10 protein-coding genes and 1 riboswitch are annotated in these 12,670 nt (G+C 40.5%); of the genes, 8 read left to right on the top strand and 2 right to left on the bottom strand.

Annotated elements, in window-relative coordinates; translation table 11 throughout:
* Positions 1 to 63: 63 nt before the first annotated feature.
* Positions 64 to 169: riboswitch (SAM riboswitch) on the bottom strand.
* Positions 170 to 525: 356 nt separating this feature from the next.
* Entirely contained in the window at positions 526 to 1,758 is a 1,233-nt protein-coding gene (gene pepT, locus AYJ08_RS12230) for a peptidase T (RefSeq protein ID WP_064017960.1), read from the top strand.
* A gap of 99 nt (positions 1,759 to 1,857) precedes the next feature.
* On the opposite strand, the gene AYJ08_RS12225 is transcribed toward pepT, so the two are convergent.
* Complete coding sequence (locus tag AYJ08_RS12225) at positions 1,858 to 2,190, bottom strand: AzlD domain-containing protein (RefSeq protein WP_064017959.1); 333 nt, start codon at positions 2,188 to 2,190, stop codon at positions 1,858 to 1,860.
* Positions 2,187 to 2,912, bottom strand: coding sequence for an AzlC family ABC transporter permease (locus AYJ08_RS12220; RefSeq protein WP_064017958.1), 726 nt, complete (start codon positions 2,910 to 2,912; stop codon positions 2,187 to 2,189). Before AYJ08_RS12220 ends, AYJ08_RS12225 begins: the two co-directional genes overlap by 4 nt.
* 248 nt (positions 2,913 to 3,160) lie before the next feature.
* On the opposite strand from AYJ08_RS12220, the gene AYJ08_RS12215 reads away from it, so the two are divergent.
* From AYJ08_RS12215 to AYJ08_RS12185, 7 genes are all read left to right on the top strand, one after another.
* Positions 3,161 to 3,991 carry a CPBP family intramembrane glutamic endopeptidase gene (locus tag AYJ08_RS12215; protein ID WP_064017957.1) on the top strand — a complete coding sequence of 277 codons (831 nt, stop codon included), beginning with the start codon at positions 3,161 to 3,163 and terminating at the stop codon, positions 3,989 to 3,991.
* A gap of 234 nt (positions 3,992 to 4,225) precedes the next feature.
* Positions 4,226 to 6,184 (top strand): BglG family transcription antiterminator, encoded by a 1,959-nt coding sequence (locus tag AYJ08_RS12210; protein ID WP_064017956.1) that lies wholly within the window; start codon positions 4,226 to 4,228, stop codon positions 6,182 to 6,184.
* A gap of 143 nt (positions 6,185 to 6,327) precedes the next feature.
* The gene (locus tag AYJ08_RS12205; protein WP_064017955.1) at positions 6,328 to 8,268 is read left to right on the top strand and encodes a PTS fructose transporter subunit IIABC; all 1,941 of its coding nucleotides are present in this window, start codon (positions 6,328 to 6,330) and stop codon (positions 8,266 to 8,268) included.
* A 202-nt stretch (positions 8,269 to 8,470) separates the two neighbouring features.
* The gene (locus AYJ08_RS12200; protein WP_064017954.1) at positions 8,471 to 9,163 is read left to right on the top strand and encodes a response regulator transcription factor; all 693 of its coding nucleotides are present in this window, start codon (positions 8,471 to 8,473) and stop codon (positions 9,161 to 9,163) included.
* The gene (locus tag AYJ08_RS12195) at positions 9,160 to 10,614 is read left to right on the top strand and encodes a sensor histidine kinase (protein ID WP_064018003.1); all 1,455 of its coding nucleotides are present in this window, start codon (positions 9,160 to 9,162) and stop codon (positions 10,612 to 10,614) included. The genes AYJ08_RS12200 and AYJ08_RS12195 overlap by 4 nt, the downstream gene beginning before the upstream one ends.
* Positions 10,615 to 10,767: 153 nt before the next feature.
* Entirely contained in the window at positions 10,768 to 11,109 is a 342-nt protein-coding gene (locus tag AYJ08_RS12190; RefSeq protein ID WP_064017953.1) for a hypothetical protein, read from the top strand.
* Positions 11,110 to 11,132: 23 nt separating this feature from the next.
* On the top strand, positions 11,133 to 12,665 hold the full coding sequence (locus AYJ08_RS12185) for a S8 family serine peptidase (protein WP_064017952.1): 1,533 nt from the start codon (positions 11,133 to 11,135) through the stop codon (positions 12,663 to 12,665).
* Positions 12,666 to 12,670: the final 5 nt, after the last annotated feature.

Raw genomic sequence — 12,670 nt, 5'->3', positions numbered from 1 at the left:
TGAGAAAAAATGAAGAAGACCTCTTCTTGTGAGAAGAGGTCTTATATGGGATAAGAATCACTCTTCTCATCTTTCAAGCACATGCTTGCTGGATTTGGCACAGCACTCTAAATACGAGTCCGCTGCCGAGGCATCAAAGGGCCAGTCCCTCCGCCTCTCTTGATAAGAAGGTTTCATATTTTATTCTCGGTTGCTTAAGCTTTTTTTACTTTACTCTTTTCTGAGAAAAATGTCAAATATTTTTTAGTAAAACTTAAATTATGCCGAGGATACTACTGCCTAGCTCCATTTTTTCATCATATAGATTCTTCAGTAATTGTTTCCCTTCAGCTTTTATTTTGGAATGTAAATTGCCTTAAAACACAAGATAGAAGACTACTCCGCATATAGGAATGCTTGTATTGTAGGTAATCCGGTAATCCTCCCATTCCAGTTGATAGGTTAGCAATAGGAGTACCAAATGGAAATATCGCCCATCAAGCGGTATAATAAAAAAAGATGTAATGAAAAAGGGAGTGAATTTGAGTGAAGCAGGATATCATAGAGCGTTTTACAAGATATGTAAAGATTGATACACAATCCAATGCCCAGAGCCAGACAGTTCCGTCTACACCAGGTCAGCTAGAGCTGGGTAAATTGCTAGTTGAAGAACTAAAGGCGATGGGACTTTCAGAGGTTGCGATGGATGCAAATGGATATGTCATGGCGACACTCCCTGCAAATACGGATAAGCAAGTTCCCGTAATCGGCTTTTTATCCCATCTAGATACTGCCACGGATTTTACAGGCAAAAATGTTAATCCGCAGGTTCACGAAAATTTTGACGGTAAAGCCATTACGCTACATAAAGAACTGGGCGTTGTTTTATCACCGGAATTATTCCCAGAGCTACCGTCCTACAAGGGTCACACATTGATTACGACCGATGGGACAACCTTGCTTGGAGCAGATGATAAAGCGGGTATTACTGAAATTATGACCGCCATGGATTATTTGCTAAAGCATCCGGAAATTAAACATGGGAAAATTAGGGTGGCATTCACTCCTGACGAAGAAATCAGTAGAGGGCCGGCTCATTTTGATGTGGCAGCTTTTGGTGCGAAATTTGCGTACACAATGGACGGAGGGCCGCTAGGTGGCTTGGAGTATGAAAGCTTTAACGCCGCAGAGCTCAAGCTTACTTTTAGGGGAGTTAGCACGCATCCTGGAACAGCCAAAAATAAAATGCTAAACGCTAGTAAGCTAGCAATGGAATTCCATGCACAACTTCCTGAAGAAGAGGCGCCAGAGTACACAGAGGGCTATGAGGGCTTTTACCATCTTAGCTCAATAAACGGTGATGTCGAACAAAGTAAATCTCAATACATTATTAGAGATTTTGATAAAGATCATTTTAATGCCAAAAAAGAGAAAGTAACAAGCATCGTGAAAAAGATGCAGGAGAAATACGGCGAAGAAAATATCAGCTTTGAACTCAATGATCAATACTACAACATGCGCGATAAAATTGAACCGGTTAAGGAAGTTGTTGACATTGCCTATGAAGCGATGAAAAACCTCAATATCGAGCCGGTAATCAACCCGATCCGAGGTGGTACGGATGGCTCTCAATTATCATATATGGGTCTGCCAACGCCAAATATTTTTACTGGTGGGGAAAATTATCACGGTAAATTCGAATATGTTTCTGTAGATAATATGGAAAAAGCTGTTCATGTTATTATCGAGATAGCTCGGTTGTTTGAAGAAAAAGCATGATGATAGCAAGCTAAAAAGAAATCAAATCCCCTTGGAGTCAACAATTATGAAGTTCATGCACGCATGGCTTCGTTATTGTTGAGCAAAGGGGATTTTGTTTTATAAATATGTACTACATAATCTTAGTAATCCCATCAAAATAACGCCGAAAATGACAGTAATGGCAAGGCTTTTCGTCCGCAAAGCTAATAATAGAGTCGGAACAATCGCCATGAGTGTTAGCCAATTCACTCCGATTGAATCACTGCTTTTATCAATGACACTCTCCACAACGAGGGCTGTGAGAATACAAATAGGTATAAAAGAAAGCCATTTAAGTACAGGGGCAGGCAATTGTAAGTTACGAACCACTAAAAATGGCAGAATACGCGGAATTACTGTTACAAATGTACAACCGAGTATGAGAAGAAGAATGGATAGATTAAGGCTCATTTATCTGTCACCACCCCAATAGTAGCTACAATAACCGTCGCTAAAATTACTGCAACGTGTGAAGGGACCAGAAAGGATAAAACCAGCATAGCTATGATCATATATACAACAAGACTGAGAGAATGCTTGAGCTTTGAAGGCTCCATAGATTGCAATTGCAGGACAAGCAAGGCTACAAACATTGCTGTTAAAGCAAAATCCAACCCAAATACCATTGGATTCGTAATCCATTTCCCAAGAATAGCTCCTAGCATACACGATAAGATCCAAATGATATAAGCGGTAAGATTTAGACCATTCATCCAGCGATCGTTTATCTGCTCTCCCTTTGTAATCTTATTGATAGCAACACCGAAGGATTCATCTGTAACCAGTGCGCCAATTCCGATGTTTTTTAATAAAGAATATTTGGTGAAAGAGGGAGCCAGAGTTGCGCTTAATAAAAAGTTGCGTAGGTTTACAATAAAAGTAGTTACAATAATGGCTGAGTAGGGACTATTCGCTGCTAGTAGGGCACAAATGATAAATTGAGCTGACCCGGCATATACCAAAGCCGATAATAAAGTAATTTCTAAAATGCTCAAGTGAGAAGAGACACCAATTACTCCAGCTGCTAGTCCAATACTAATGTAGCCCAATAAGGTAGGGATACAATCCTTAACGCCTTGGCGGAATGTAGGGGCAGTAGCTTCTTCCATCCTGATTTCTCTTCCTATATTCATTTCCAGTGTAACCACTCCTTTGCAGTATTTTTCCCCTTATCTATGGAAGGGGTTTTGTGACTTTAAAAAAATTAAAACAACATTGTGGTTTTGTTAAAAATAACATTTTATCAAGCATATTAAAAATTAGCAACTATTATATAAAAAATTAGTAAAGTTATCCACGTTTTGTTCTTACTTTATAAATTCTTGAGAATTTCTATTTATGATGAATTCGTGTTCGTAGAGCTGGAAAGGAAGGGTTCATCATGAAAATAAAAGGAATAAAAGCCGCGATTGCTTATAGTACTCTGGTTCTTGGATTGACCTTGCTTGCTAATGTTACAAAGATTTATTTGCTAATCGGGCTCATTCAATTATCGCCTATGCTGGTATTGGGGCTAATGCTTCTATTTTTTTCAGAACGTAAAGCTACAATTCGTTCCACTGGAATCGGGAAGCTTGGGAATTGGAAGTGGTACATTCTAGCAGGGTTCTCAGGTTTACCAATTCTTATCAGCTTTTTAGTGGCTTGGGGAATCGGTTATATTGCGCTCCCAACGGCTGATTTTTTAAACACCGGAGCTGCTCAATTTACTGTACCTGAGTATGTTGGTTACATGACAAAAGCATTTTGGAGCCCAGTCATGCTGATCTCAATGGGGATTTTTGCATTCGGTGAAGAAATTGGATGGAGAGGATACCTACAACCCAAGCTTACAGAAACGTATGGAATGAAGAGAGCAATTTTGGGAACCTCTATAGTATGGGCACTATTTCATTATCCGTTCTACTTAAATGGCTATAATGAAGATGGGAATTTTATTGTCACAATACTGCTGTTTACGATTATGATCTTTCCGCTTTCTATTTTTATAGGGTGGATTCGTCTTACAAGCGGTAGTATCTGGCCAGCGGTGCTCAGTCATACGATGATAAATCTTACTCGAAGTTGGTTGGAGCAGTTGTTTACAACCAAAGCAGAGGGATGGACTTACATAGCTGGAGAATCAGGTATTGTAACGATCATATTGTGGGGGGGTGCGGCTTGGTTCATCTGGCGCAGTTTGTCGCGAACAACAACATGCACTCCCATGTAACCATGCTAGCTAACACATACTACAGCTACTATATACAATATTCTCATAATAAAGAAGAAATAGCTTGAAACTATAGTACCTGCGAAAAGAACCAAGACAGATGATTTGGTTCTTTTCGTATGACGATTGCTAGCGCGGTATATAGTATTTTCACCAATTCTATGGTATAAAAAGTGATGTTAAATCCGATAGATAACCTATATACCATTGTTAGCAGATAAGCAGGTGAACCAAATGAATGCGAGACAAATAGAGATCTTGCGTATTCTATTAACACAATCCGACCAGCATGTATTAGTACAAGAGATAGCAGAAAAGGTAGGCTGCTCGGAAAAGACGATTCGCAATGATTTTAAAAGGATACAGGATTACCTTAGAGAGCATTCAAATGCCACCTTAATCCGAAAACCGGGATTAGGGGTTTTCCTAGAGATAGAAGAGCATGAAAAAGCAAGCTTATTTCACAAATTACACATGGTGAATCATCCAGTCAAATATGAATCTGATGAAAAAATGATTCTTGAAATAGCTTATCAGTTAGTTATGAATGTAAAGCCTGTAACAGTTCAGGAGCTTGCTTCCAAATACTTTGTCAACAAAGCGGTTGTCAAAAAAAGTTTGGACAAAATTGAAAAGTGGCTAAACGTTTGGGGACTTACGTTGGTCTCTAAGCAAAAAGTAGGTCTAATGATTGAAGGGAACGAAAAAGCCAAAAGAACAGCATTAGCCCGATTGTCACAATTGACTAATAATTCTCAGCTTAGTGACTCATTTATTAAGGAGCAATTTTCATCCCATGAGGTTGAGATTGTCAAAAATGAATTAAAACAGCTCCAAAAGCGACATTCCTTCTTTTTTACGGATGAAACGCTGGAAGGATTGATTGTACATGTTCTGCTGATGATTAGGCGAACGAAGCTTAAACAGCCTATTACTCTCTCGGAGAAAGAAAGAACCCTTCTACAAGATAAAAAAGAATATGAATGGACTGCTGAATTTCTTACATCACTGGAATCCATTTTTGCAGTAAGGTTTCCAGAGGTTGAAATCACTTACCTGGCCTTACACATTTTGGGCGGTAAAATTCGTTATCAGCAAAAGAATGAACCATTGAAAATAGATGATTTTACTGAAAATAATCCAGTTCTTTCACAGCTTTTGTCACTATTGATTACGCGCATGTCTGAGTTTAATATGATTGAATTTATGAATGACCAAGCTTTACTGGACGGCTTGAAGGTTCATTTATATACAACTTTAAATCGCCTTACTTACGGTCTTCCTGTATCGAATCCGATGCTAAGCGATATAAAGAGAATGTATCCGTATATGTTTGATATGGTGCTTTGTGTATTAGAAGAGGTCTACCAATCGCTCTCTCTTTCAATACCTGAGGAGGAAGCAGCTTATCTTGTGTTACATTTTCAAGCTTCCATTGAACGCTTTCATAGCAATCGGGAAAAAACAAAGAGTGTTGTCATTGTTTGTCATATGGGGATTGGAATGTCTCAACTGTTACGAACAAAGCTCGAACGGAAATTTATTTCTATTCAGATTGTAGCGTGTCTAGCTAAGGCTGATGTAAAAGAGTATCTTGCCAATCATGATGTAGACTTTGTTATATCTACTGTTTCGCTGCCTGAAATAAATATCCCTTATATTGTTATTTCTCCGTTAGTAGAGGCTACAGAAGAAAAAAGACTAGAGAATTTTATTACACAACTGAATGAACCTGTACAGCAGGGACCGAAAGAATCTGTGCTTTTGAAGTTTACCACTCCTTTTTTAGTTTTTTTACATCAGGATGCTGAGCATCGCTATGAGTTGATTGAAATGCTTGCAACTGTTTTACATGAAAAAGGATTTGTGGAGAAGGAATATATGCATCATGCTATTACACGGGAAAGGATGTCATCGACTAATATTGGTTCAGGTGTCGCTATTCCACATGGTAATCCCAAATTGATTAGACATTCAGCTATTGCGATTGCTACATTGAAGGAACCACTTGAGTGGGGATCGGAAAAGGTATCACTCGTATTCATGCTGGCAGTAAAGAATGACGATCAAGAGGATACGCGACAATTATTCCGGGAATTATCGTTTATCAGTGAACAGCCAGCCTTTATTCAAACGCTTATAAAGGAAACAGATAACATGCAATTTCTATCTCATTTTCACAACAGCAAATAAAATCTCACATTTTGCTTTGCCTACTCCAAGGGAAATAAAATCCGTTTTTCCGGAAACTACGGAAAAAAACTAAACTTTTGTCCGATCGATTTCGCAGTATAGTATATGTAAGCGGTTTCGAAATAGATAAAGGGGGATTAGTGATGAAACTCTTAGCGATTACTTCATGTCCTAATGGAATTGCCCATACGTATATGGCGGCAGAAAATCTCCAAAAAGCTGCTGATAAATTAGGTGTTAAAATGAAAGTTGAAACACAGGGCTCGATTGGAGTAGAAAATAAATTTACAGAACAGGAAATACGTGAAGCGGATGGTATCATTATTGCTGCTGATAAAACGGTCGACAAGGATCGTTTCATTGGGAAAAAGGTATTGCTTGTTGGTGTTCAGGATGGTATACGAAAGCCTGAAGAGCTAATCAATTTAGTATCAAGTGAAGAAGTCCCTGTCTATCAGGGTCAAGCCAACGCGGTAGAGAACAAGACCACTGAGAAAACTGATAAGCAAAACTCATTTTATCGTCATTTGATGAGTGGCGTATCCTACATGGTTCCATTCATTGTTATCGGCGGGTTATTAATCGCCATTGCCTTGACACTTGGTGGAGAAAAAACACCTGGTGGTTTGGTTGTTCCAGATGCTTCATTTTGGAAGACAATTGAGAAGCTTGGCGCAGCCTCCTTCACCTTCATGGTTCCTATTCTTGCTGGTTTTATTGCCTTTAGTATTGCCGATCGACCAGGTCTAGCTCCCGGTATGATTGGCGGTTTAATTGCCGCGAATGGGAGCTTCTATGGAAGTGAAGCCGGAGCTGGCTTTATCGGTGGTATTATTGCAGGTTTCTTAGCAGGTTATGTAGCATTGGGAATTAAAAGTATGAAAGTTCCAAAAGCCATTCAGCCTATAATGCCAATCATTATCATTCCGGTATTTGCTTCCCTGATTGTAGGTCTGGTGTTTGTCTATGTGATTGGATCTCCTATTGCACAGGTATTTGAGGCTTTAACAGCGTGGTTAACAGGTATGCAAGGTACAAGCTCTATTCTCTTAGCCATTATCCTAGGTGCTATGATTTCCTTTGATATGGGTGGCCCTGTTAATAAAGTTGCCTTCTTGTTCGGTTCTGCCATGATTGCAGAGGGAAACTATGATATCATGGGAGCGGTTGCCGTTGCGATCTGTATCCCTCCAATTGGTATGGGTCTAGCTACTTTTATCAATAAGAAAAAATATCAGGATGCTGAACGAGAAGCAGGCAAAGCGACATTTACAATGGGGTTATTTGGGATTACAGAAGGAGCTATTCCGTTCGCAGCTCAGGACCCATTCCGCGTTATTCCAAGTATCATGATCGGTTCCATCGTAGGTTCGGTTATCGCTATGGTGGGACATGTTGGAGATAAAGTAGCACATGGAGGACCAATCGTTGCTGTACTTGGTGCTGTTGATAATGTATTGATGTTCTTCATCGCAGTTATTGTAGGTGCGATTGTAACAGCAGTATTGGTCAATATCTTAAAAAAAGATATACAAAAAGGAGATGCTCCAGCTACAAAAGCAGTAGCTGATTCAACAGCCAAGCAAACCCTTCCTAAGGAAGAAAGAAAAGTAGAGCCTGTGGAAATTAAAAAGTTAACTGATATTACCAGCTTAGAATTAATAGATGTAGATGTAGCAGGTGCAACACGAGACGAGGTCATTGATGAAATGATCCACAAGTTGAATCGTGCAGGAGCAATTGGTTCTACTTCCGAGTTCAAGCAGGCGATACTAAGCCGTGAACAAGAAAGCTCCACAGGAATTGGTATGAACATTGCTATTCCTCATGGAAAATCGGAGACCGTCCAAAAAACAAGCGTAGTGTTTGGGCTTAAACGTGACGGAGTAAATTGGAACAGTCTTGACGGGTCCGATGCAAAGCTGATTTTTATGATCGCTGTTCCAAAAGAAAGTGAAGGAAATGAACACTTGAAAATTCTTCAAATGCTATCTCGCAAGCTTATGGACGAAGGCTTTAGAGAACAGCTATTATCAATTAAAACAAAGGAAGAGGCCTACCAGCTATTGGGGTCTATTGAATAAAAAGCTATTCTAGCATCTGGAAGATAACTCATATAAATACAAGGATCAATTAAGGCCTTCTCTCCTTTTCTAAGGGGAGAGGGCCTTGCCTTTTCATCGTAAACGTAGAAAAGAAGGCAGATTGAGCAGTTCTACTCTTTTTTTCTATTAATGTGAATGAGAGCCATGCAAATTAGATATGTACTAGACTGGAGGAGACATGATGAAACAGACGATTTTGCTTGTAGATGATGAAGTAGATATGATAACGTTCATGCGTGATGCGTTAGAAGATGAAGGCTATGAAGTCATGACAGCATCACATGCTGAACAGGCGTTTCTGATGATTAGTGAGAAGCTGCCCGATCTGATTGTGCTTGATGTGATGATGCCTGGAACAGACGGATTTTCGTTTTGTAAACAAATGAGAGATAGGGTAGATGGACCGATCCTTTTTGTAAGCGCTAAACAAAGTGAGGCGGATCGCATATACGGATTAGCAGTAGGCGGAGATGATTATTTAGTAAAACCGTTTAGCTTGCAGGAGCTTAAGGCACGCATTGCCGCTCATTTGCGCCGTGAGCAGCGCTTGTTAAATCGGAAAAATCTCGGAATCATACGATTTGGACCGTTTACTCTGGATATACAAGGACATGAACTGCGTTGTAACGAGATACTGATTCCACTTACGCTCAGGGAATTTTCTATCGTGGAACTGTTAGCACTTCACCCCGGGCAGGTGTTTGCACGAGAGCATATTTATCAAAAAGTATGGGGGATTGATGCTACAGGTGACGACTCAACTGTAACTGAGCACATCAAAAATATACGTGCTAAGATGTTTGCAGCTGATCCAGCCTATCGCTTTATCGAAACCATATGGGGAGTAGGATATAAATGGGGTATGGGCAGATGAAAAGCAAACGGACAGTAAAACGTCAATTTTTGATGTATTTTACCCTTACGCTTGGACTTAGCTTTATTATAACGATTGTGGCATGGAGTTTCATTTTCTGGGCCTCCTTCAAAGCAGGCTCTTCATATATAAGACCTGCCAACTATTATGAAAAGCAGATGACAGCTATCCGGTCATACATTAATGAGCAGGGAAGTCGTTTATTACAGCAAGAAAAGAGGAAGGAGCTTGAGAACGTCATTCCTCTAGAAGGAATGGACTATGCAATTTATCTGTTAAATGGCAAGCACCTGTACGGAACGATACAGCAATCGCCAATTTCAAACCAAAAGCAGCTACTTACGATGCTAAATACCATCAAAAATGTCCAAGCAAATAAAATAAGGCATGTTCTCCCGCTGGTAGATGAAACAGATTCGCTTCAAGGTGCAATTGTTCTCCAATATGAGCTGGCTATATCTGGGGCAACTCCAAAGTTAACTCCTGTTGTAAAAATATTTAGACTCATGACGGTTTTATTGCCTTTTATTCTAGTGGGCGTATTTGCATGGATTTTTGGCCACCGATTTAACAAACAGCTAAATGCACCCATACAACAATTAATAGAAGGAACGAAGCGAGTACAGTCACGCGATTTGAATTTCACATTTTCATATGAAGGCACGCAGGAATTGACTCAGCTTACACAGGCATTTGAAGATATGCGCCAGGCCTTATCTGATTCGCTACAAAGGGAAATGCATTTGGTGCAGGAACGGCGGGATATGGTAGCGGCTCTTGCTCATGATTTAAGAACCCCTTTAGCAATCATTCAAGGACATGTAGAGGGACTGATGAATGGCGGACCAAAACGTCAGGAACGGCTGGATAGCTACTTACTGACTATACAAAAGAATACGCAAAGGGCAGCAAGAATGATTGGAGAAATCAATGAGGTATCCGAAATGGAAAAGCCTGAGTTTCGTTTGCAATGGCAGGATGTAGATTTGCAACAATTCGTTCGAGACAAGGTATCTGACTATGAACAGCTCTGTCATCAATATAGGCTACATTTTATTTGCAGCTATGAAGATCTTCGGCAGAAGCGAACCACTATTAAAATGGATCCTGATCGGATTTCACAAATAGTAGATAATGTAGTTTCCAACAGTAGCCGATTTACCGCTGAAAATGGGGAAATTCATTGGGAGCTGTGCATTACAGACCTTCAATGGACGATGAAGGTTAGTGATACCGGTTCGGGCTTTTCGAAGAGTAGTACTCCTTTTTTATTCGATAAATTTTATCAGGAGGATCGATTGCAACCACAGCGTAAGGGACATGCTGGACTTGGCTTGTACATTGTTAAATTGCTGACGATGAAACATGGCGGGACAGTTGAAGCTTCCAATACACCGGAGGGTGGTGCTTACGTGTGGTTCCATTTTCCAATCAGATCGGGAAAAGAATGAAGCTATGTGTAAAAATGAGTAAGGTTGTAGGACATCGTTCTTCCACATGGAAAATCGGGGATAAAGAAAGAAATCCATTTGTTATAAATTTACAGGTATGCTTATGCCAAAAGATTGTCAGAATAATTATATCCCTATATGGTGGAGGCCTGTATGAGCATTCAATTATCGGATCAGACTGTTTCTGCTGAGGCAGTATTGAAATCCCGTAATCATCAATCACTCATGACAATCGAGACTCCGATTACCGCAGAAAACATAGATCAAATTAGACCTACACCCGAGACAATTTCAGAGGCCAAAAAGTTGTTTGAAGCAGAAGGATTTGTGGTTGTATCATCTGGGATTACCTTAACCGTACATGGTACAAGAGCCCAGTTTTCTAAGTTACTTGGTGAAGGCTGGGAAAAGGGATCTCCAATGATACCAAAGCGCATGGAGCAGCTTGTGGAACGCATTGTATTTCCAGAGAAAAAACCGATTTATTTTCCATGAATTTGATAAGGAGGGAATAAGCTATGTCAGAGCATCTTACGAACAATCAAATGACTTCAGCCCTACCGCCCATTATCTTTGCTGAGGCTTCTGTACATTCAATTGAAGGCGAGTCGATTTTCGCTTCATCAGAACCAATCACTCATGAAAATGTATCTCGTTATTTGAACAAGCCAGAATTAATTGATAAAGCAATCGAGAAGCTAAAAAATGCTGGATTTGAAGTTTTACATATCGGAGCGACAACAATAAATATAGCTGCTTCGCCTGAGACATATGAGAAGGTATTTCATACAAAGATTGTTCCGGAAGAACGTGAAGTGCTAAAATTTGGGAAAAAGAGTACGGCAACGATATTAGATGATCCAACAACAAAATTATCTGGTCTGATTGATGCTTCAAATAGTGATTTAGCTGACGTATTGGAAGGTGTGGCTTTAAATGAACCTGTCTATTATTTTTCATTAGGCGACAGTTCACTAGCTACATTGGAGCGAGCTACCCCTTTTGAAACTACGCCTTCTGCAATGCCACCAAACGTGGAGGGGTTTTATCTGAATGTCCCAGATGATGTTGCACGATTACTTAAAGCCGATCGTGTTCACGCTACTGGCATTACAGGCCGTGGTGTTCATGTTGTCATGGTAGATAGCGGGTGGTTTCGACACCCTTACTTTGTTCAAAAAGGATATCAAGCAAATCAAGTTGTGCTAGCCCCTGGTGCTCAAAATCCAGCTCATGATGAGAGCGGTCATGGAACAGGTGAATCAGCCAATATTTTTGCAGTTGCGCCAGGTGTGAATTTTACCATGGTCAAACAGGGGGGATTTTCCTTTACCTCTGCAGTTGTTAATGCTACAGGCGATTTCAATAAGGCTCTGGAGTTGAGACCAGACATCATTTCATGTAGCTGGGGCTTCGATGAACGAGAACGCAGGCCTTTGTCAGCAGCAGAGAGAACGCTCTCAGCCGCAATTGCCAATGCTGTTTCTCAAGGTGTTACGGTAGTCTTTTCTGCTGGAAATGGACATTTTGGATTCCCGGGACAGCATCCAGATGTAATTTCTGCAGGGGGAGTCTTTGTGAACAGTGATGGGAGCATGAGAGCATCAGACTATGCAAGTGGATTTGAAAGTCCTCTGTTTCCAGGAAGAAAGGTTCCTGATGTATGTGGCCTAGTAGGAATGCAGCCTCGTGCCCAGTACATTATGCTTCCAGTTGAGCCTGGAGACGAGCTAGATGTTGAAGAAGCACGTATTGATCCGAGATCTGGTAGCACATTAGTCGATGGTACACAGCCTCAAGACGGCTGGGCGAGATTCAGTGGAACATCTGCTGCAGCACCACAGTTAGCGGGGATTTGCGCCTTATTAAAACAGGCAAATCCGTCTCTTACACCAAAAAGGATGAAAGAAGCCTTGATGAATACAGCGATCGATATTACAGAGGGGCATAATGCACAGAACCAGCCTGCACGTCCTGGTAATGATTTGGCTACAGGCAGTGGATTGGCGAATGCCGAAAGAGCAGTTCAGATGGTAAGAAATGTACATTAGGAGAA

The organism is Brevibacillus sp. SKDU10 (assembly GCF_001645205.1).
GTDB classification, from domain to species: domain Bacteria; phylum Bacillota; class Bacilli; order Brevibacillales; family Brevibacillaceae; genus Brevibacillus_B; species Brevibacillus_B halotolerans.
This window is presented reverse-complemented; position numbering and strand designations above follow the sequence as displayed.

Bases quoted from the DNA above. Each gene is read 5' to 3' on its own strand.
- AYJ08_RS12200 (WP_064017954.1), top strand. From the start codon at position 8,471: ATGAAACAGACGATTTTGCTTGTAGATGATGAAGTAGATATGATAACG.
- AYJ08_RS12215 (WP_064017957.1), top strand. From the start codon at position 3,161: ATGAAAATAAAAGGAATAAAAGCCGCGATTGCTTATAGTACTCTGGTT.
- AYJ08_RS12195 (WP_064018003.1), top strand. From the start codon at position 9,160: ATGAAAAGCAAACGGACAGTAAAACGTCAATTTTTGATGTATTTTACC.
- AYJ08_RS12185 (WP_064017952.1), top strand. From the start codon at position 11,133: ATGTCAGAGCATCTTACGAACAATCAAATGACTTCAGCCCTACCGCCC.
- AYJ08_RS12220 (WP_064017958.1), bottom strand. From the start codon at position 2,912: ATGAATATAGGAAGAGAAATCAGGATGGAAGAAGCTACTGCCCCTACA.
- AYJ08_RS12210 (WP_064017956.1), top strand. From the start codon at position 4,226: ATGAATGCGAGACAAATAGAGATCTTGCGTATTCTATTAACACAATCC.
- AYJ08_RS12225 (WP_064017959.1), bottom strand. From the start codon at position 2,190: ATGAGCCTTAATCTATCCATTCTTCTTCTCATACTCGGTTGTACATTT.
- AYJ08_RS12190 (WP_064017953.1), top strand. From the start codon at position 10,768: ATGAGCATTCAATTATCGGATCAGACTGTTTCTGCTGAGGCAGTATTG.
- AYJ08_RS12205 (WP_064017955.1), top strand. From the start codon at position 6,328: ATGAAACTCTTAGCGATTACTTCATGTCCTAATGGAATTGCCCATACG.